Source organism: Tenuifilum sp., from assembly GCF_037481895.1.
Taxonomy (GTDB): domain Bacteria; phylum Bacteroidota; class Bacteroidia; order Bacteroidales; family Tenuifilaceae; genus Tenuifilum; species Tenuifilum osseticum.
In genome coordinates, this window is sequence record NZ_JBBFKU010000031.1 from 1 (window position 1) to 21,676 (window position 21,676).

At 41.0% G+C, this 21,676-nt stretch carries 18 protein-coding genes and 1 other RNA gene; 9 read left to right on the forward strand and 10 right to left on the reverse strand.

The features are described 5' to 3' along the window. Positions 1-243: 243 nt before the first annotated feature. Positions 244-645: a transfer-messenger RNA gene (gene ssrA, locus WHS63_RS09795) on the reverse strand. Positions 646-1,033: 388 nt separating this feature from the next. Here ssrA and WHS63_RS09800 point away from each other — a divergent pair. Continuing rightward, complete coding sequence (locus WHS63_RS09800) at positions 1,034-1,114, forward strand: lipoprotein (protein WP_445204986.1); 81 nt, start codon at positions 1,034-1,036, stop codon at positions 1,112-1,114. Positions 1,115-1,127: 13 nt separating this feature from the next. Next, positions 1,128-1,685 (forward strand): hypothetical protein, encoded by a 558-nt coding sequence (locus WHS63_RS09805; protein ID WP_445204958.1) that lies wholly within the window; start codon positions 1,128-1,130, stop codon positions 1,683-1,685. 362 nt (positions 1,686-2,047) lie between these two features. On the opposite strand, the gene WHS63_RS09810 is transcribed toward WHS63_RS09805, so the two are convergent. Next, complete coding sequence (locus WHS63_RS09810) at positions 2,048-3,982, reverse strand: hypothetical protein (protein WP_445204959.1); 1,935 nt, start codon at positions 3,980-3,982, stop codon at positions 2,048-2,050. 110 nt (positions 3,983-4,092) lie between these two features. Continuing rightward, entirely contained in the window at positions 4,093-5,706 is a 1,614-nt protein-coding gene (locus tag WHS63_RS09815; protein ID WP_445204960.1) for a M28 family peptidase, read from the reverse strand. A 149-nt stretch (positions 5,707-5,855) separates the two neighbouring features. On the opposite strand from WHS63_RS09815, the gene WHS63_RS09820 reads away from it, so the two are divergent. Both WHS63_RS09820 and WHS63_RS09825 read left to right on the forward strand, forming a co-directional pair. Beyond that, entirely contained in the window at positions 5,856-7,964 is a 2,109-nt protein-coding gene (locus WHS63_RS09820; RefSeq protein ID WP_445204961.1) for an alpha/beta fold hydrolase, read from the forward strand. A gap of 86 nt (positions 7,965-8,050) precedes the next feature. After that, positions 8,051-9,526 carry a DUF2079 domain-containing protein gene (locus WHS63_RS09825; RefSeq protein ID WP_445204962.1) on the forward strand — a complete coding sequence of 492 codons (1,476 nt, stop codon included), beginning with the start codon at positions 8,051-8,053 and terminating at the stop codon, positions 9,524-9,526. Here WHS63_RS09825 and miaA read toward each other — a convergent pair. Continuing rightward, positions 9,516-10,439 (reverse strand): tRNA (adenosine(37)-N6)-dimethylallyltransferase MiaA, encoded by a 924-nt coding sequence (gene miaA / locus WHS63_RS09830; RefSeq protein WP_445204963.1) that lies wholly within the window; start codon positions 10,437-10,439, stop codon positions 9,516-9,518. The two genes, WHS63_RS09825 and miaA, sit on opposite strands and share 11 nt — an antisense overlap. Before the next feature lie 62 nt (positions 10,440-10,501). Here miaA and WHS63_RS09835 point away from each other — a divergent pair, with 62 nt between their 5' ends. Then, the gene (locus WHS63_RS09835; RefSeq protein WP_445204964.1) at positions 10,502-10,762 is read left to right on the forward strand and encodes a hypothetical protein; all 261 of its coding nucleotides are present in this window, start codon (positions 10,502-10,504) and stop codon (positions 10,760-10,762) included. Continuing rightward, positions 10,746-11,201 (forward strand): SsrA-binding protein SmpB, encoded by a 456-nt coding sequence (smpB, locus tag WHS63_RS09840; protein WP_369489998.1) that lies wholly within the window; start codon positions 10,746-10,748, stop codon positions 11,199-11,201. Before WHS63_RS09835 ends, smpB begins: the two co-directional genes overlap by 17 nt. A gap of 19 nt (positions 11,202-11,220) precedes the next feature. On the opposite strand, the gene WHS63_RS09845 is transcribed toward smpB, so the two are convergent. The 6 genes from WHS63_RS09845 to WHS63_RS09870 are packed head-to-tail and all read right to left on the reverse strand — an operon-like array spanning position 11,221 to position 17,951. Further along, on the reverse strand, positions 11,221-11,835 hold the full coding sequence (locus WHS63_RS09845; RefSeq protein ID WP_445204965.1) for a tetratricopeptide repeat protein: 615 nt from the start codon (positions 11,833-11,835) through the stop codon (positions 11,221-11,223). A gap of 2 nt (positions 11,836-11,837) precedes the next feature. After that, positions 11,838-13,106: a tetratricopeptide repeat protein gene (locus WHS63_RS09850; RefSeq protein WP_445204966.1), complete on the reverse strand. Its 1,269-nt coding sequence runs from the start codon at positions 13,104-13,106 to the stop codon at positions 11,838-11,840. Then, positions 13,094-15,268, reverse strand: a complete 2,175-nt coding sequence (locus tag WHS63_RS09855; RefSeq protein WP_445204967.1) for an urea transporter — start codon at positions 15,266-15,268, stop codon at positions 13,094-13,096. Before WHS63_RS09855 ends, WHS63_RS09850 begins: the two co-directional genes overlap by 13 nt. 19 nt (positions 15,269-15,287) lie before the next feature. Next, positions 15,288-16,634, reverse strand: coding sequence for an alanine racemase (locus WHS63_RS09860; RefSeq protein ID WP_445204968.1), 1,347 nt, complete (start codon positions 16,632-16,634; stop codon positions 15,288-15,290). A gap of 20 nt (positions 16,635-16,654) precedes the next feature. Beyond that, the gene (locus WHS63_RS09865) at positions 16,655-17,701 is read right to left on the reverse strand and encodes an ATP-grasp domain-containing protein (RefSeq protein ID WP_445204969.1); all 1,047 of its coding nucleotides are present in this window, start codon (positions 17,699-17,701) and stop codon (positions 16,655-16,657) included. Positions 17,702-17,705: 4 nt separating this feature from the next. Further along, positions 17,706-17,951 (reverse strand): HPr-rel-A system PqqD family peptide chaperone, encoded by a 246-nt coding sequence (locus WHS63_RS09870; RefSeq protein WP_445204970.1) that lies wholly within the window; start codon positions 17,949-17,951, stop codon positions 17,706-17,708. Positions 17,952-18,096: 145 nt separating this feature from the next. Here WHS63_RS09870 and WHS63_RS09875 point away from each other — a divergent pair, with 145 nt between their 5' ends. The 3 genes from WHS63_RS09875 to WHS63_RS09885 are packed head-to-tail and all read left to right on the forward strand — an operon-like array spanning position 18,097 to position 21,672. Next, complete coding sequence (locus WHS63_RS09875) at positions 18,097-20,886, forward strand: tetratricopeptide repeat protein (RefSeq protein WP_445204971.1); 2,790 nt, start codon at positions 18,097-18,099, stop codon at positions 20,884-20,886. Positions 20,887-20,921: 35 nt separating this feature from the next. Then, on the forward strand, positions 20,922-21,203 hold the full coding sequence (locus tag WHS63_RS09880) for an ATP-dependent Clp protease adaptor ClpS (protein ID WP_445204972.1): 282 nt from the start codon (positions 20,922-20,924) through the stop codon (positions 21,201-21,203). Positions 21,204-21,213: 10 nt separating this feature from the next. Then, a complete protein-coding gene (locus WHS63_RS09885; protein WP_445204973.1) occupies positions 21,214-21,672 on the forward strand; it encodes an NfeD family protein in 459 nt (152 codons plus the stop codon). The last annotated feature ends 4 nt before the right edge of the window (positions 21,673-21,676 follow it).

Consider the following 21,676-nt stretch of genomic DNA (forward strand, 5'->3'; position numbering starts at 1 on the left):
CAGATGCCTTATAAAACCCATTTAAAAGCATTTCTTTTTGTTTTCAGCTTGACACTTTGAAAAAAAGCAAATTTTTCAATCAAGGCTTTCAAATTCTCCAAAGTTCGATAGTTATTGGAGTTAAGCACTATGTCAGCCTGAAAAATGTCTATTTAGTCAAAAAATACTTTTTTTGAAATGCAAAAAACAAAGACACCCTAAAATTAGATGTTTTAGGGTGTCTTGAATTTTTTGTGTCAGTTTTTGTGGAGCTGGAGGGAATCGAACCCTCGTCCAAACAAGGAACCAGTTTGCTTTCTACATGCTTAGCCTTTCTTGGTTGTCGGGATTGGCCAGGTGAAAGGCGACCGAACCAATCCTTAACCTTTGGTTGTTTCATCGGGGTTTAAAGGTGTCGCCCCAACTATCCCCGTTTGATCGGTGCCCCATATGCCGGAAACAACAGGGCGTAATTTCCGGCGGGACATCTCGTCCCCGCACATCCTTGGCGCAGGGATTAAGCCTTAACTCCTGGAGTTATTAGGCAGCGAGAGCGTAGTTAGTTTCGCCGTTTATTGGTTTGTGCCCGGGATTAACGAGCCGGCCTCACGACGCTCGGCATGCTTACAAACCCATTCTACTTGCTGTCAAAACCACGTCAGCCCCCTGGCTGATTGAACTGCAAATATAATGCTTTTAAGTAAACTTATTTTACGACTATCGATAATATTTTGTTTCATAAATTGTCTGTGCTAAATTGTATAGCGATAGCCAAATAATGGAACACAGATAACACTGATTGACTTGATTCTAGCAGATTGACAATCTGCCTATTACCACAATCTACTTTATTTAATTATTTTAAAACTGCGTACTAATTATCGGAAACGACTCCTTTAATTTTTTATGTTAAACATTAGCGTGTTAATTTGTGTTAATTTTTTTTCATGTTTTTTATTATTTTTTTTTGTACATGATTAGTATTGGCCAAAATTAATCAAAAGGGGAACCGAAAACCTTGAAAAGAGTAGGATCAATTTAATAAACTAGAAAAATGAAAAAAATAATATTTATTGCGTTTCCTTTGTTAATTTTAGCTTCATGTAAATCAGAAAAAAACAGAAGACTTAAATAAAGAAACTGTAATTATGAAGGAGTTCTTGTCCCAATTCTTTGATGTAAATAGTCGAAAATTTATAATCTTAAAGACAGACCAAAAGCTTAATCAAGAATCCGAAATTTATAAATTCATGGGTAAAAACATCAAAAATGGTTATCAATCATTTTCATTTGAAGCTTTAGATGAAACAAAAGGTAAAATAGTAGTAGAATCAGCAACGCAAAATATTGATAATAAAAAGGATAGCGCTTTGCTTTATACCACTTATGTTAACTACAAGGACCAACTTGGTGGTAATGTTACATATCTATTTATAATAGAGAAAACTAAGGATGAAAAATATATGATTAAGGATATTATTAAACTTGATTCTGCCAACAAGTCTTTGGCTCCATGTAATTATTCTGAGGCAAGAACCTATGGTGAATGCTTCAGTACATGTGTGGGTTGCATGCTCGATACGAATGAATTTATGGGACAAGCAATAACGGGTCTTGGTATTGTATCGGGTTTTGGTTGCGGTCCATGTGGTGTAGCTGCAGGCGTTTTATTTGGAATAGGCACACTTGCCTGTTTAGGCTGCTAATATTTTTGTTTATAATTTTTTATGTAACATGAAAGGTTCAAAAGGTACAAGAGTTTTTGGTCTATTTTTGGTATTGTTAGTTATACTTGCTAACTCCCATTCTGTCACTATTAAAATAATCAGTGTCATTATCTTTCTGGGAGTACTTATAGCGTTCTACTTTAGAAGTATCAAAAATCTATTAAATAAGTGGTTTTAATGTTGTTCTGCATTATACAAATAATGCTTTTAATAATATAAAGGTACTCACCACAAATAAGTCAGATTGAAAAACCATGTGCATTTGCATATGCACATGGTTTTTGGCTTAAAAGTTTTTGCTAAAATTTATACCGATACAAGACAAATAGGCATCAGACTAGCTATTTCACTGCAACCTCAACCCTATAGTCGTCAATAAGGAACTCACCCTTACGCTTGTTCCAGAATCCCGTTCTGATAGTAAGTTCAGGGGCTACCTCAATGTTGTGCAGGATTATGTTAAAACTTACATCGTGCCACTCATCGGGGTTGGCCGTATCGGGGGTATTTACCTCAAAAACCCTTTCATACATAGAATCCCCGTTGGAAATGGCCTCGACAAAATACCTTAGGTTCTCATCGGAGGTTTTTCGGAACTGACGGTACGATACCTTTAACTCAATGGGCTGGAGGGGCTGGATGGAATCGAGTTTAAGGGCGCTAACCAGGTAATTCTCTTTCCTTTTGGGTATGCGGAAATACGCTGTACGGTTAATCTTTGAGGTTGACACAGTGACGGTATCGGTAGGCGTTGCAGTATCAAAATCGTACCTAACAAGAGTAATGAAAGTTTTATTTGCGCCCGAAACAATCTTATGATTCTCGCTTACGTTTAGGGTGTCGGGGTTTGTACGCTCCAGTAAGGCAACCTGGTAAGGTTTACCAAATGTATATACCGGCGTTTCGGGGTTAAATACCTGTATCAATCTGAATTGGGCAGAGGTAAGCAACGATTCAAAGTCGATTTTGTTCACTGCACCCAGTGTAACATCGAAAATAAACAAATCGCCATTCTGCATTGAATTAAGCACAGCTGCGTTCTTTACCTCAATGCAGCTACTACATTTTGGATTCTTATTGAGGTAGTAGAATACTGTTGGGTCAGTATAGTATATCCTTTTATCGGTTAAACCATTTTCATTAATGTAGCTGGCAACATCGGATAAAGCCCAATCGGTTGACGAGAGTGAAACGGGATAATTCTGAATGGCAAAAGGTATATGAATGATTGATGCAAAGCCCAGAATAAGTGCACCAATACGTACAGCCTCGTTCTTGAAGATAATGAAAAACATTTTGGCAACCAGGTATAAACCACGGGTAGCCATTACAGCCATAAATGGAACAATTGCAGCCATGTAGCGGGATAAACCCTGCGAATTGCCCATACCCTGCCACCATGCAAATGAGTGGGCCAGAAAATAGATTACAAATGGTAAAACCACAAGCACAAACTCCTGTGAGTACTCCCTCCGCTCACGTAGGTATAACCAAAATCCGGCTACCAAACCGGTTACAAAGAATATTTCGTTGGGTATTCCAAAAAATCCAGGGCTACGAACAATAAACTGGGTAAAAGAGCCATGTCCAAAAATACTATCGCTCAACAGCGTTACCCCATCAAATAGCCAGAAAAGGTTCTTACCAAGCATCAATCCTATTAAGCTATATAGTACGGTTGCACTAAAAAGAAGGGGCAAATACTTAGCCCTGCGCCAGCGGATAAAATAGATTGCGTAAACTGGCAATAGGATAAAACCATCGAGACGGATAAGCGGTAAAAGCGATATAACTATTGCTCCTGCCAAGAATTTATCCTTAATTAGAAGGAATGTCCCAAGTATCGCGAAAAAGGCAAACATGATTTCGGTTGTGCCCCCATAGAATGTCATCATAAAAACGGGGGTAAAGCTACATATAACCAATGCCAGCAGCGGGGTTTTCATTTTCAGCTCCTTGGCCACCCTGAACGCAAAGTACCCCGATAGTATACCCAGAATGATATTCATTAGCTGGAGCGATTTAAAGCCAAGCAAGGCAAAGGGTGCGGCAAGTAATGTAAAAAGAGGGTTTGCCCAAGAATTTAATAGGTTTTCGGGGTTAGCAAATGCCCAACGGGCAAACTGGTAGTGCATTACAGAGTATGATCCGCCAGAATAGCCATTGCCGAAAACCAGAATTGCCATATTGATAACAAGTATAACCGCAATAAGCGCATACATCAGTCGCCTTTCGCTAACCTCGCTCAAGGATTTAATGAAACGGTTAAAGTTCATGCTAGTATGGTTTAGTTACTGTTGTTTAAGCAAATAGTAAAAATAGAAAACACGAATTGAAACATCGAATCCCGGCATAAAAATAACATTAATATTTAAACGTCGGCAAATTACCTGTAAAACTCCGATGTTTTGCGCCATTGGGAATAAATGTTTACATTTACTAAACGGTTACCCACCTCGTAGAATAGCACCGCATCGTCAACCAAACCATCTAACCTATCGCGCTGCGGGTTATACTCGTCGGAGGGTTTATGGTAAACGTTTTGCCAGTAATCCTTAATCAGCTCAAGGGTTTTTTCTTTCCCCAACTCAGCTTGATGCGTATACCCTTTAGCAAAAATTGCAGGAACACCGGCTTTAAGAAATGGTAGCTGGTCGGACCGGTAAAACATTCCATTTTCGGGATTTGGGTCAAGGGCAATGTAGCGGTCGTGTTCCCCTGCAACCACCTGCAAAAGGCTATCGAGATTCGAGTGTCCGTAACCGGTTACGGTTACATCCTTAAACTTTCCGAGGAAAAGAACCACATCGTAGTTTATGCAGGCTATTGCCTTTGTTATATCGAACGGGCAATGCTTAACAAAGTACTCTGAACCAAACAGGCCCGACTCCTCGGCGGTAGGCGAAAGGAAGATAATTGAACGTTTGGGTGTATCGGCCTGCTTGAATGCCTTAGCAATGGATAGCATCCATGCTATTGCGGCAGCATTATCCGATGCTCCATTGTAGATGGAATCGCCATTTAGTGGGCGCCCAACCCCAAGGTGATCCCAGTGAGCGGTATATACAATAAACTCATCGGGTTTTTCAGCCCCCTTAATGTAACCTGCAACATTCTTTGATACTGAACGCTCTACAGTATTACTTAGGCTTAAAGACAATGTTGCGTTTAGGTTTATAGGTTTAAAATCCTTACTGGTAGCCTGTTTCTTTATAGCCTCGTAGCTATAGCCACAGCGGCTGAATAGTTGCTCGGCGGCCTCACGGGTAATCCAGCCATTAAGAGTGCACGCCGGAGTATCGAGTTCTTTACTATCAACGTAAAGTATTGGGCTGTTGCTCTTGCTTCCTGCAACCGCCCATGGGTAACCTGCAGGGCCATCCTCATGAACAATTATGCAGCCAAGCGCTCCTTGGCGTTCGGCTTCCTCAAACTTATAGCGCCAGCGTCCGTAGTAGGTCATGGCAAAGCCGGTAAAAAGCGATGAGTCGAGCAGGTAGTAACCGGGGTCGTTCACCAGAACCACAATGATCTTGCCCTTTACATCTATATCCCTGAAATCGTTCCAGCCATACTCTGGTGCGTTTATTCCAAAACCTAAAAATAGCAAGGGTGCTTTGGATATTGCAACCTTTGCCCGAGTGGTTGGACTCCACAGGCAGATATCGTCATCAACCTTAAGGCTAAGCTTACCGCTTGCCAGGCTTACATCAACCTGTGCGGGCAAATGGGTTGTAATGGAAACCATAGGAACATCCTGAAAATATGTATCGCCAAAAGCGGGCGCAAGCCCTAAGTCCTTCATCCGGTTTTGAATGTATGCGGTCGCTCTTACTTCGCCCACGGTAAATGGCGCACGTCCCATCATGCTATCGGCCGAAAGAACCATTATATCGTGTTCCACATCGCCGTAGGATATGGCATTTGTGTCCAGCTTATTGCTGCTATTGCAACCTGATAGGACAGGTAGAAGCAGTATCAAAGAAAATAGTTTTCGCATGGCATTAGTAGTTTTGAACAAAAGTAAAAATTAATTTATCCCTAGTCTTTTAATTTGACTAAAAAAAGAAGTAAAGTAAAAATCATAGGTTGATATTTAACCAAATGCTAACTTTAGGGTCAAAATTGTGTAACCTAACCCAAAGCACCATGAAACGAATTGTAAAACCAATCTGTCTTGCTGCAATGGCAATAATTATTGGCGGTTCGGGCTGCACCGATACCGAAAAACAAGTTAAGGAACCTCTAAAGGTTGACGTATCGTTAACCCAGGAGGAAAAGGACAAGGGCCTTCTCACACCTGAGATCATGTGGAAATTCGGACGTATAGGGAGTTCGGTCATCTCGCCCGATGGCAAACTACTTGCCTACACCACAACCTACTACAACCTACAGGAGAACAAGGGAGTAACAAATATCTACCTAATTCCTACCGAGGGTGGCGAGCCAGTAAAGCTGACCGATGAGCAAGGCTCGGAATCTAATATTCAGTGGAGCGCCGATGGCCAAGCCATACGCTTCCTGTCAACCCGCAGTGGTTCGTCGCAAATCTGGGAAGTTAAGACCGATGGAACCGGCCTCAAACAGCTTACCAACTTCGATTTTGATATTAACGGCTTTGCCTTTTCGCCCGATGGTAAAAAATTAGTGTATGCCAAGGATGTGAAAATGGTTGACCAGACCGAGGATATACATCCGGACATGCCAAAGGCCAAGGTACGGATAATTGATGATTTGATGTATCGCCACTGGGATTACTGGGAAGATGGCAAGTATAGCCACCTTTTTGTGGCCGATTACACCGACAATGGCGTTGAAAATGCCATAGATATTAACGAGGGCGAGAAGTGGGATACCCCCATGGCCACCGATTTCGATATGGAAGAAGTCCAGTGGAGCCCAAACAGCGATAAGATTGTTTACGCCTCAAAGAAACTGTATGGCAAGGATTACGCCATGAGCACCAACTCCGATATCTACCTGTACGATCTAAAAACCCGAATCACCACAAACCTATCCGATGGAAATCCCGGATACGACCGCTACCCCCGATTCTCGCCCAACGGTGTATTCATTAGCTGGTGGAGCATGGCCACTCCGCTTTACGAATCGGATCAGAAAAGACTTTTTATTCTCAACACCAATAACAACAAGAAAACCTATCTTACCGAGGGTTTTGACCAGAATGTTGAGTACTACGTTTGGGACAACGATAGCCGAAATATTTACTTTACTAGTGGGATTAAGGGTACTGAACAGCTCTACAAGATTGATGTTGCCACATCAAAAATCACCCAGCTCACTACCGGCAAGCACGACTATACCAGCTGCCAGTACTCCAACGGCGTACTTACTGCAAGCCGCATGAGCATGAGCATGGCCACCGAGCTTTACCGGATTGATGAGCAAACCGGCAAAGCCACTCAGCTAACCTTTACCAATAAGCATATTTACGACCATATTAAGATGGGCGAAGTTCGTGAACGCTGGGTTACCACAACCGATGGGAAAAAGATGCTTGTTTGGGTAATCCTTCCTCCCGATTTCGACTCCACAAAGAAGTATCCCGCCCTACTCTACTGCCAGGGTGGCCCGCAGAGCACCGTAAGCCAGTTCTGGAGCTATCGCTGGAACTTCCAGATTATGGCAGCCAATGGTTACGTTGTGGTGGCTCCTAACCGCCGTGGTGTTCCATCGTTTGGGCAGGAATGGAACCGCCAAATTTCTGGCGATTACAGCGGACAAAACATTAAGGATTACCTAAGCGCCATAGATGATGTTAAGAAAGAACCTTGGGTTAATGAGGATAAGTTGGGCTGTGTAGGCGCAAGCTACGGTGGTTACTCAGTATTCTACCTTGCCGGACACCACCAGAAACGCTTTAAAGCGTTTATTGCCCACTGCGGCATGTTTAACCTGGAATCGTTCTACCCCCAAACCGAGGAACTATTTTTCCCCACATTCGACCTTGGCGGCGCGCCATGGGAAACCGATAACAAAGTAGCACAGCGTAGCTACGCCAACTCGCCCCATAAGTTTGTTAAAAACTGGGATACTCCTATTATGATTATAGTGGGTGAACATGATTACCGTATTCCTTACACCCAAAGCCTCGAAGCATTTGGGGCTGCGCAATTACTCGGCGTACCAAGTAAACTGCTATTCTTCCCCAACGGCACCCATTTTGTTACAAAACCACAGGAAGCCGTTGTTTGGCAACGCGAGTTTTTCGGCTGGCTCGATAAGTGGTTAAAGTAAATACTGAATCAAATCCATAATAAAACGGGAGTTCCTTAAGGGTTGCTCCCGTTTTTTTTTATATTTACATCATGTAAATATTTGAAATGCACCGGAACAGGAAACAAATTTATTGGTTTGTAGTAGTTCTCACGGTATTCTTTATCGTATTTTGTTCAATATCGTTAGTTAACCATTACCTATTCCGAACCTACGCTCTGGATTTGGGCATGTTTAATCAGGCCTTAAGGAATGCTGCACAGCTTCAAAAACCTACATTTACTCTTGGCATAGCAGGAGAGGAAATCCCTTTCCTTGCAACGCACTTCTCTCCAATTATTTTTCTGTTTGCTCCCCTATACTTTATCTTCGGAAATTATACCTTACTGATAGTGCAAATTGTTGCAATTCTTTTTGGTGGAGCTGGTATTTTCCTATACTCCAAACACCGAATGAACAGCGATAGTGTTACACCAATAGTAGCGCTTATTCACTTTTTAAGCATTTGGGGTATTTATTCAGCGCTTACGTATGATTTTCATAGCAATGTTTTAGGCGCAATGCTGATTCCATGGCTATTCCTATTTTATGAACGAAAACAGTTCAAGCATGCATTTATAGTTGTGATTCTAGCTGTTTTAACCATTGAGAACATGGCCATATGGCTTGCTTTTGTTATTGCCGCTCTTGCCATAAGCAGCTACAACCGAAAAAAGTTAGTTCAGGTTGATATTCCACTTTTTGCATTTTGTGTTCTATCGGCAATAATTATTATTTGGGTAGCCATGCCATTGCTGCAAAGCACTAGCACCAACATGCAATTCGAAAGATACCTATGGCTTGGAGAAACACCCATGCAAGTAGTTTTAAACCTGATTCTTTCACCAATCAATCTCTTTAAAGTTCTTTTCGTCAACACTACAAGCGACGTGGCTTACAATTACATCAAGTTGGAATTTCATATAATGGTTTTGGTGTCAGGTGGAATACTTTTCCTTTTAAGGCCACGCTTCCTTTTCATGCTCATCCCCATTTACCTGCTAAAGATGATCCCTAATGACTACAACTTTTGGGGAATCAACAACCAGTATTCCATTGAGTTTGTTCCAATGCTAAGTATAGCCGCTATATCTACAATATCGGAGCTTAAGATAAATTATCGGTTACCCTTTGCAATTGCCCTTGCAATTGTTACAGCAGCAGCCACAGCTTTTACAATGGAAAATAGAGTTTCAAAGTGGTACGATGGGATTAACACACGTTTCTATAGTAAACAACACTACCAAACCGAGTTCGACATAAAAAGAATTAATGAAGCTATTAGGATTACCGATGGTTCAAAAACCGTATCGGCAAGTTCAAGGCTTGCACCACATCTTAATGCCCGCAAAATATACTCCTACCCTTTTGTAAAGGATGCTGAATATATTTTGCTGCTACCGAAAAGCAACACATGGCCATTAAGCGCCGATGACTTTAAAAAATCGATCGATACTTTAAGCCAAAGCCAGCACTTTACCAAGGTTTATTCCGACAACGATTTACTGATATTCAAAAGAAACGAGCGTAAGGCTATTCGTTGATTTTATTAAGAACCAACGAAATTTTTTCATCAAGGGTCAACTCACCCGGTATCCAGTTAATGGTAAACCCCTTGCGTTCCATCCCCCGGAACCAGGTCATTTGCCTTTTAGCAAATTGCCGTATGGCAATGTAAAGCTTTTCAAACATTTCGTCGTAGGAAAGTTTTCCAATTAGATATTCGGTAATATACTTGTATTCAAGCCCATAGTAAATAAGATCGTCGGGAGTGAGACCTGCATTCAGGAGCGCCTTCACCTCATCAATCATGCCAGCATTTAAGCGCTGAGCAAGACGCTCCCTGATACGTTTCATCTCGACAGCACGCTGGTGTTTCACACCAAAAATTATGCTCCTAATTTGCGGGAATGGCTTAGGATCAACAGGTTGACGTTGGTAGTACTCCTCTATCTCAATCGCCCTGATTGTCCTTTTGCGGGTATCCAAATCGGTGGTATTATGCAATTTTTTGTACGATGCAAGAATGGTAGCCAACTCTTCATCTGTCTTAGCTTCCAGTTCTCGTCGGAGTTCATGATTTTCAGGAACAGGCAATAGCTTATACCCTCGCAGCACCGCATCGATATAGAGGCCACTCCCACCACAAAGTATTGGTAGGCGGTTGCGTTTTTTTATATCGTTGTATGCATCAATAAAATGCTGTTGATACTCAAAGACATTATACTTAAAGCCCGCATCAACAATATCAATAAGATGGTAAGGGATTAACCTCCCTTCAACAATATAATCGTCCAAATCCTTTCCGGTTCCTATGGTCATACCCCTATATACCTGTCGGGAATCGGCGCTAATTATTTCGCCATTTACCCGGGCGGCCAGGTGAGCGGCGAGTTGGGTTTTACCACTTGCCGTTGGGCCAACTATGGCAACTAAATCATATTTACTATCCAACATCTACACAACAGTAGTTATGCAGGTAAAAATAGCTAAATTTGCAAACCTAAAGGTTGTGAGCAATGGTAAAGTTACGCCACCCTAATCCGACAAACAAGTTGAATGAGCTAAACCGTTTGGTATGGTTTGGTTTATTACTACTTGTTTCGGGTACAGCAGCCATACTAATTGCAACCAACTTCTTTAGCCAGCCACTACTAATCGCAAAAAACTATATGCTAATTGCAATTATTGCTATTCTGCTGATACTTTACGTTTACCGGCTAGTAGGAATTACCCGTAAACCACTTAAAACCCCTGAAACACATGGAAAACAAGAATAACATAGTTATAAAAAACAAAAAGGCCACGTTTCAGTATGAGATTATTGAAACCTTCACCGCAGGAATAGTGCTGAAAGGGACCGAAATTAAATCGATAAGAATGGGTAAAGCCAGCTTTGTGGACTCTTACTGCCACTTTATAGGCGAAGAGCTTTGGATTAAAGGACTCCACATTGCCGAGTATGCCTGGGGTACATACAATAACCACGACCCTAAGCAGGAGCGTAAACTACTGCTCACCCGAAAGGAACTCATTAAGCTGAAACGACGTTCGGAGGAGAAAGGGTTAACCATCATTGCCCTAAAGCTATTCATCAACCAGCGTGGGCTTGCAAAGGTTGACATTGCCCTTGCACGTGGTAAACAGTTACATGACAAGCGCGAAGACCTTAAACATAAAGATGCTCGGCGCGAAATGGACCGGGCTATGAAACGTTAAATCGCCAAAACAATTGATACTATTTCAGTAAGCTTAATCCCTCCTTAGCACTTGCGCTTGTAGGGTCGTAAAGTAATGCCTTTTGGAAAAGTATCTTGGCTTCCTTTGTTTTCCCTAACTGGTAATTTGTCCAACCCAGCATTAGTACGCTGTAATAATCAAAGGGGTAAAGATTTACTACCTTTTCAAAGTAAGTGTAAGCCTTTTTAAAATCCTTATTCTCATAGCTTATCATACCCATACGATACAACACAAGAGTATTATTAGGGTCAATGGAAAGTATCTTGTTATACTGCTCAACTACTGAACCCCAATTACCCATTGCTGATGCGGGGAGTACAATTCCCAACCGGGGTTCAATAGCATAGGGCATAAGCTCTATAGCTTTTGAGTAGTAGCCTACCGATTCGCTAAATTGACCTTGCAGGTATGTTAACCATCCCAACCTTAAATTAACCTCATACGATTTTTCATCGTACATGGCCTTTAGGGGTTTTGCAGCATCGGCATACTTGCCTTCCTTTTCCTTAGCATAGCTTTCAGTGAATGCTACTGATAGTTTAGCAAAATCCTGAGCCGCTAAGTTTACCGTCAAAGTTGTCAGCACCAATAAGATTAGATTTTTGACCTTCATAGCTATTGAAATTTAATGGTTAATGTAGCATTTACTCCAAATGCATTAATTACTAGCTTTGATGTTTTAGTATTATTCTCCAAATCCCAGGAATAGTTGTTCATCTCAGAGTAATGACCACCAACCCTTAAAGAAAACTTTTTAGCAGGAATAACTAAACTACCATAAAAACTTTTAGAAGGAATGATAAATGAGTTGTTCAGCTCCATGCCAAAATTACGTGAATACAAGAAAGAATTGCCAATCATCACACCGGATTCAACCCATAAATATTTAAATACTTTGAAACCAACATCAAAATTCGATTGATAAGTGCTTCCCCAGTTTTTGTCCAATTGGTAAAAACCACTAACCGTTGAATACAGGTTTAAATTTGAAAAAGGCAAATAGGTTATATAAGCCTCCGTAGCAAACTGATTTGAATTTGCAAAGTTGCTGTAGTTGAAATTTATACCCCCTCTCAGATACCAACCTATTAATGTAAAGTTTAATCCAAATAACGATTCGGTTGATAAATTCAGGGAAGAACTCCTGCGCCCATAAGTAGAAACGTTCGACACATCGGTAAAAAATACCCAGTGGGTATACCCTGAAAACTCAAAACCTTGAGTAATTAGGCTTTTGTAACTAAAATAAAATTGATTTTGTTTGTATGTATCGTAATTGCCTGAGGGATCGGAGGGTGAGTAAAAAGTAGCTACTTTACTGGTATTTGAGTACTGGAAAAAACCGTTAGCTCTTTCTGAAAAATTGAAAGCTAATCCTGCATTTAATACAGCCAGATTTTCAATGGCCTCAAAGTTTAAGGGGTTGGTTTGATATTTTTTGACATCGTATCCTGTATATGAATAGCTTAATATTAGTTCAGGAGCCTTAGCCATGGGTAAGGACTTTAAATGACTATTTTTATCGTTCTCGGAAAGGGTGCGGAGAAATTGAAGTGCATCAGCCTGCCTGCCTGCCAAAAGGTAGCAATAGTACAAATATTCGTTTGTTACAGTATCGAAAGGGTTTTGCTGTTTAGCGCGAGTAAAATTTCGATACGCATAGGCATACCTTTGATTCTCATAGGCCAAAATACCTAACCTCATCCTTAGGTAGTAGTAATCATTCCCCTGATTTAAAATTTTTTTGGCAGTCCTTTTTAAATTCTTATAATCCTTGCCAAGGAAATATTGATAGTTTAACCTATCAAGCGATGCAAAATCGGTTTGTGCACCTAGCCTGTAGGTTAACATTAAAACTGACGCTATAACAATTATAGTTCGCATTTCGCAAGGGTTTTATTTTGTTCCTGAATAATTTCTACTTTACCGTTTGCACGAATTTCTAAATCAAATCGTTCTGTTAGAACTGTTCTATTTAGAAATCTGCCCTTTACGGTGGTTTCGAGCCTAAAACCTTCGATGTCAAATTCGCTTCCAATTCTTGTAACCTTTACCCTGTATTCAGCTTGCAATAATTGAATGAATGGCGCAATAAAATCATGGAGGTAAAGAGCTATTCCACCAAACCATTTATTTACGGGTATTGAATCAGATACCTTTATCCCTTCAAAATAGGTTAAGGGTATCCTATATGCAGCAAGGTAAAATTTGTATAACAGTGATTTTTTACTTCCCTCAAAATGGGTAAAGTAGAAATACACATCATCAATTTCAAAAAATGCTATAGAATTTGTTTTGTTGCACTTTATAAATAGCTTATTTAAATAGTTAATACCAACTTCCCAAGTAATATTTTCAGTAATATTTTCATGTTGAACTTCCCAGCTAATTAACTTGCCAGGTTTAAAGTTTAGCATGGAATTAAGCAATGCGTCGGTTTCAATATTGCAAACATTTTGGTCAGTAGCGGGATAATCGAATGTTTTGAGTTCAGTATCATTAACAATGTATGATGATAATGGGTATTTAATGGTTTTTGAGCCAATGTACTCGGTTGCCTGAATCTGAAAATGGAGGTGGGGGTAAGCTGAACGCCCTGAATTGCCAACCTCGCCTACTTTTGTTCCAAACTTTACTTTATCGCCAACCTTAACGGTAATTGAACCCTTTCTGAGGTGCGAAAGTTTGGAATACAAACCAGCTGCATGCCTAATTATTACGGTATTTCCCCAATTCTTATTAATATTTATTTCACCTACAGGATTATCATCAACACCGTCGTCAACCTCAACCACTTCGCCATCGGCAGGAGCAATTACATTTTTCCCGTAACAGTAATAATCGGTTTGTAAATGACCATCACTTTTAAACTGTTTACCATCGGAGTCTAAAACAATGAAATCCCACGCATGCGCCCACTCCCCTTTGTGAGTATAATTGCCATGATGACCTTGATTTACGGTCCAAACTCCGTAAAAGGGTAACCTAATCCTAATCCACCCATAGTTGGGAAAACGTTTAGCAAACGATTGATAGGAGTAAAGATTTAGTTCGGGTTTCCCTTCCTGCACCATCACTTCCCTTAACCCAGAAGCCGACATCCTAAAACGCATGGAGTAAATAAACATAAGAACAACAATATTAAAGGGTAGCGAAAGGATTGGCAAGCCAAGCGTTTTAAAAATAATTGCTAGCCCAATAGTTACCATTGCAATTACAGGTGTAATGGCCACAGCCCACCAGTACGAAGCCGTTGATGGTATATAGTAATACCCCCCAACGGCAATTGCGCTAAGAATAAAGTTAAACCCAATATAGCTATACCCCAACGTAGTCAAATCTAGACCAAAAGTTAAATAGGCAATATAAGCCACGCTGTACCCAATAACCGATAACGAAAATGCAATTCGTGAGTATGCCATCAATGTCAATGCTACCAAAACCCCGGCTAGCACATTAAACTGAAAGAATATTGAACCCAACGAGATAAAATAACCATTAATGAAATTGGATTTTACATGGTTAAGCCACCAGTCGTGAATGGCAATAAAATTAAAACCGCCAACATCAAAAATTCTATTGAGTAGGTAGACACTACTCTGATTTATTTCGGTTGATGTCAACTGCCAGGTAGCACTTAGCACAAGCCACATGCTTAACACAAATGGAAGCGATAGGTAGGGTAAGTAGTACTTTCGTAAAACTCCCTGTAGTGTAATATTAACAAGTAATGTAAAAAATCCGGCAATGGCAGCCAAAAGCAGAAGCGTAATGCTAATATCATAGTAAAATCCTAACCCAAATCCAACCAGTAAAGCATTAAAACCATATAAGCCCTTAGCGGTTGTTTCCCTATCAAGCTTTATCAGATAAGATGTAAGTGTAGCTACTAATGCTGAAACCAACCCAGCAATACCAATCGAAAAATCGATAAACGTTATGAGTAACAAAAGAATGGCTAAAGAGTATTCGCTTGAAAAAAAGATTTGCGAGTAGCTTCTGATTAGTCCCTTAATGATTGTATTTAATCCGTTTATCGCTCTCATAAAAAAGTATGCTGATGGTTTACTTTAGGTGATCTGGAATATTCTCATTTGAAACAATGCTATCAATGCTCTCAGCTTTACGGATAATATGTGTTTTTCGGTTAGTATCAATTAGTATAACGTTAGGCCTGGTGGTAATAAACTGTAACCACTGCGTGTTATTGTAGGCACCCGTTCGGGATATCAAAAAGTGCTCACCTGTTTTCAAGGGAGGAAACATAATTGATGGGCGTAATACATCAATATTCATACAGAGAGGGCCATATATTACGGTTTCCTCAACTAAGCCCGAATGAGCCTGTGTGGGATTTATCTTGTGGTCGTACCAAAACGATGTAAAAAGTAAGTTAACACCAACATCTACAATTAAGGCCCTACGTCCATCGGTAAGCCGTTTATTTGCTATAACTGTACCAGCTATACTTCCGGCATCGTCAATTAATGCTCTCCCCGTTTCAAGAATTACAGTGGGTAATTTATCGGGTTTAATTTGTGAGTTGATAATTGCTGAGGTTATGGCATCAGCATACTCATCGAACGAGGGGGTTGTATCTTCACCAGAAAGGTATGCACCTCGCAGGGTGTTACGCGATGCAAAACCACCACCCATATCGATATATGCTATGTTATGGTTAAACTTTTGCGCAATACTGGCCGCTAGTTCGGACAGCTTTGCAGCAGCAATGCGGTATGCATCGGTTGTCATTATATATGTTCCGATATGGGTGTGCAAACCCATTAACTTAAGCTGTGGATTTGCCATTATTCTGTTAATTGCGTCCCAAGCCTCGCCATTTTCATAGTTAAACCCAAACCTATCCCATTTGGGATAAATACCTACATCCATGTTGACCCTAATAGCAACCCGGGCATTAACACTATTGGCTTGACATACCTTTGCAAGGAGGAAAAGCTCATCAAAATGATCAATGTGAATGTAAGCACCCTCCTTGGCTGCCCTTAAAAGTTCGGCCTCTGTTTTTCCGGGGCCGTTAAAAATAATATGTTCACCGGGAATGCCATTGAGTCGAGCCTTTTCGTATTCAAATCCCGAAACCACTTCGGCCCATGATCCTTCCTGGTGAAAAACTCTGCAAATGGCATCTAAATAGTTAGTTTTATAGCTCCATGCAACTTGCACTTTTGGGTAACGGACACTAAAAGCGCGTTTTAAATCATTAACATTTTTGCGAATTACCGATTCCGAAAAGATATAAAGTGGGGAGCCATACTTTTCAATTAGTTCGTCAACTTTTAAACCATCAATAAATTGCACAGGTGCTACTGCAATGCCTACGCCATGCTTTGAGGGCATTCCGGGCGTTAGCTTTGTGATGGTTGGACGTTCAAAATTTTTCTTTTCCATTGGTTTAACCTTTTAGTATTTTACAATTCTCCACTGGTTACCAGCTTTGAAAACATGTCAATATCTACTATCATATCCCATGAGTAACGGATAAACATTTTCCCAATTTCGTAAGATGTGTAGGGCTTAACATCCATTCCCATGGCAAGCTTTACTAATGCTTCGGGTAAATTTTGTCCGGCACCAACAGCAAGGTAAACCCAAGCCGGAATTCGAGGATTTATTTCAAGGATATATAGCTTGTTATCGGCTGTACGAATAAGCTCCAGCTCCATGCCACCCCTCCACTTTGTTTGTGAAATGATTTTATGAGTTAGCTCAAGCATTGAATCGTCCGAAATGGTTACCCCTCCCCAGGCTTTGCCTTTATCTGTAATATACTGCTTACGCATGGCAACCGCTGAAATCACCTGCCCATTCCCATCGCCAAGGGCAATTACGTTCACTTCGGTTCCTTCAACAAATTCCTGCACAATTACTGGATACCCCCACTTAGCTGACACCTTTGAAAAATAGGCTTGAGCCTGTTCCTGAGAGTATGCCTTGTAGGCATCATAATATTTTCCCTTTACCATGACCGGGTAAGTGTATGAACGTAAAACATTTGCAAGGTCATTCATACTGTAAGCCTCTTCGCTATTTGGAACATTTACGCCATACTTTTTACCGTACTCTGGCAAGCTTGATTTATGCCGCTCCTCAAACTGCTCCAGGGTAGGAAGAAATGTTTTAATACCAAGCTGATTAATCTGATTTTCAAGCTTTATAAACGAGAAAAGTTCAGCATCGAAGTTGGGAATTATCAGATCGATGTTTTCTTTAGCATTGATTTCCTTGATTCTTTTAAATAAAGCCTCTTTCCCTTTCGAGGGGTATGGAATCATGTAGGTTTTATCCACCCATTCCTTCATGTAGATTCCGGGTTCTAAGTGATCGTAAGCCAAACCAACTATTCTGGCATCAAAGTCAGTCGACTCTTTTATGCCTCTAATTACTGGCATACCAGGCCCCGGGCTATCAATATTATTGAGGCCGGTAATGGCTATTGTTATTTTTTTACGTTCCATGGTCCTACTCCTCAAGTAGTAAATTATTTCGCTTCAAATCGCTAATAAAATCCTGTAAATACCTTTCCAGGACTAACTCGTCAACTTCATACTCTGAAAGCAACTTATCCTTAATTTCATCTTGCGATTTTCCGGATTTTAGCATTGTTAAAATTTGAAAGCCGGAATCGTTAAGTGTGAATGTGTCTCCTGTAATTGGGTTGAATATAAACCCGTTCTCGCTTATGGCTATGCTTTGATTTAGTTTCATGGCAAGGAGTTTTATGTTAAGTTACTATCTTTTTCATTTATTACAACCCTTTTTAAAAATACCCTACTTAAAAAATTAATATTTTTCAATTTGGCTTTAATACACTATTTTTGAATGTCTTAAAATATTCCAACGCATTGAAGTTATGAAGTGGTTGAAAATAATAGCCTTACTCCCATTTTTCCTTTCATCAGTTTCATCGTGGTGTCAGGTAGATAGCATCGGAGCAAAAAGCGGAGGCATGCAGAGAGCTATGGCTGACTCATTACTAAATGCAAAAAGTTACGCTAAGGCAATCCCTAAATACAAGGAACTGCTTGACCAATTTCCCCGCGATCCTGAAATAAAGTATGCATTGGGTGTATGTTACCTTAAAGGGACAAGAGATGTAGAGATGGCGCTGAAATACCTGAAGGATGCATCAACTTCCGAACTCAATACGATGGTTTACTTTTATCTTGCCGAGGCCTTGCGACAGTCGTACCAGTTTAACGAAGCCATTGACTACTACCGCCGATTTGTTGTTAGCGGAGGATCGCCCGACATTAAAATCGATGAAGTTGAAAAACTTGTAACTGCATGTGAGAACGGCTCCTTCCTCACCCGTTACGTTTATAGCCCTACTGTTTTCGACAGAAAACAGGCTAGCCCCAGTAACTTTCTGAACTACTACTCATCGCTATTGCCCGAAGGCTCTTTTACTCCAGTCCCCGAAAACCTTCGCACTGCCACCGACAAGCAAATGGGTTACACCTCTTTAATGTTTTACCCCAAGAATATAAAACCTGGCGATTACCTTTACTACTCCAGTTATGGCAAGTCTTCATCGTGGGGTACCGATATTTTCCGCATTCAACTACTTGATAACGGGAAGTGGAGCAAACCCGAGAATTTAGGCGATATTATCAATTCCTCGTTGAACGAGGAATACCCATTTATTATGCCCGATGGCGTTACCCTTTACTTTGCATCGAAGGGTCATTACGGAATGGGAGGCTACGATATTTACAAATCGGTTTATAATCCGGAAAAAAAACAGTGGAGCACCCCCGAAAATCTAGGTTTCCCAATAAACTCAACCTACGATGACTTTCTATTCCTGACCGGAAGCAACGATACCCTGGCATGTTTCACATCGAACCGGCTACACATGCCCGATACATTAAATGTTTTCCTTATCCGAAACGATATCAACCCTACCCGACGCACTCCAAATAGCTACAAGGAATTACTTTCAATAGCAAGGCTTAATCCTGTTGAGTCAAAACTTAGCGTCTCACCTAAAGTACCCAGTTCAAAAGTTGAAACCGATAAACCTAAGGCTGAAGCCGCTGAGAATAAAAAACCGGCAAAGTTCAACTCCGTAGAAAACGACCCTGAGTATAGTCGTGTTTTAGCCAAAGGCTTTGCTGCACAAAAACTTGCCGATTCGCTTAAAATTAAGTTAGAGGACTTGCGAGGCCGTTTCGATTATGTAACTACAGCCGAGCAGCGGGTTAGGCTTGAAAAGCAGGTAACCAAGGTTGAGGATGATATGCTTGCCGCCCAAAAGGAGGCCGATTTGCTTTTTGCAAGTGCCAGCCAAATTGAGCAGGAATACCTTACCGGAAAACGCAAGCCAAAGGACGAAAGCAACACCTCGTTTGTTGCCGATAACCCCGATTTTATCTATCAGGCACAGTTTGCCTCAACCGTTTTCCGCACCGACGAAATCAATAGACTTGCCGAAGCCGAAAAGTTAACACCACAGCTTATCCGTTTCAGAAATTTAGCCCTTGAGAGGAGGGAGGCCTACAATAGATGCCTCTCAGCTAATGACAACAATAACAATGCTTGCACAGCTGAATATAATCAGCTGGTTGCAGCCATGAAACAATACTCGGACCATTTTAAAAAGTATTGGGATAAAAAATATCAAATTTACTCCGATTGCATTGAGGTGGCCCGTGTAAAAAGCGGTAACCGCGATAATGAAGTTCGAAAGCTAACCACCGATGCCCAAAACAACTTTAGGGCCGCAATGGCCATTCTTAACAACCTCGATTCAACCGGCCAGGTTGAAAGCGTTTTTGAGGTTTCACTTTTAAGGGACTTAGGGTTAATGCAGCTTGACCTTGCCTTTGCAAAAATTTGGCGATTACGCCTTATGGAACAACAGCTGCTAAGCAATGTCATTAAGCTTGAAAGAAATATTTTTGGCCAATCAAGCCTAAACCTAGCTCAGGAGGAACAAAAACCTACCAAAACCGTGGAAGAGGTTGCAGTAGACATCCCTAAGCTAAAAAGTGAACCGGCCATTAAACAGGCCACACCAACCATTGCCATAATTGACGAAATGCCCGCTGACTTTGGCGTTACCGATAAACCCTACTATTCCGACGAAAAGCCAATCCCCATTGATGAACCACTTCCCAGTGGGGTAATCTATCGTATTCAGATTGGCGCTTTCAGCACCCCACAAAAACCTTCATTCTTTAAGGGTATGGTTCCTATTTACGGATATAAAACCGGAAACATCATTCGCTACTACATTGGTAACCTTACTCGCTACTCCGATGCGGAAAAGGCGCTTGCTACAGTTAAGCAAAAGGGCTTCAAAGATGCTTTTATCGTGGCCTGGCTCAACGGGACACGTATTACAACCCAACGAGCTCAGCAACTTGAGGACGCAGTACAGCAGGTTCAACCGTCAAAGACTGACAACCGCTTGTACATAGTAGAAGTAGGACGATACAAAACCCCTTTAACCGACTCGGAAATCAATACTGTTCGAAACCTCTCACAGGGAAAGGAGCTAACCCGTAAGGTTGATTCCAATGGCGATCACATTTACATCATTGGGAATTTTAACAGTATCGATGAGGCCAACCGCGTTAAGGAAAATCTGATTGCAAGCGGAATGCTTAAGGCGGTTGTTATTGATATTACACCATAAAATAGCTATATTAGCCTAATAAATGTTTACGTGATATGGCAGTTAAGGAAAAGGTTCAAGGTAAAGGAAAACTTCTGCCTTCGGCAGAACTTGAGTACATTTTAATCCTTCACAACGACGATGTTAATACCTTTGATTTTGTAATTGATACGTTGGTTGAGGTTTGCAACCACGATCCCCATCAGGCAGAGCAGTGTGCCCTTATTACACATTTCAAAGGGAAGTGCGATATCAAGCATGGCCACTTTGAAACGCTTGAGGGTATGATGAACGAACTGCACCGCCGCGGGCTTAGCGCTACCATTGCATCAAACTAATAGCTAAACTATGTTCTGGATTATTGCACTTATCGTTTTAGGTCTGTTTTTGCTGGTGGTGGAATTCTTTATGATTCCCGGTGTTACAGTTGCGGGCATTGGTGGTTTTTTAATCATTATATACGCTGTTTACTCTGCATACGCCGACCATGGAACCACAGCAGGACATTTAACCCTCCTTTTTACAGCTATTGCATCAATTGCAACTCTTGTTTTTTCGCTAAGGGCGAGAACCTGGAAGCGTGTTTCGCTCGAAACAAGCATCAGTTCAAAAGCAGTTGAAGAGTTGGAGAACGAAATACAGGTGGGCGATGAAGGGGTTACAATCAGCCGTCTTGCACCAATGGGCAAAGCCTCCATTAAGGGTAAAACCGTCGAGGCCACAACCATAGGTGAACTTATTAACCCAAACACACCCATTGTTGTAGTACATGTTGAAACAAATAAAATCATTGTTAAACCTAAATAACTCA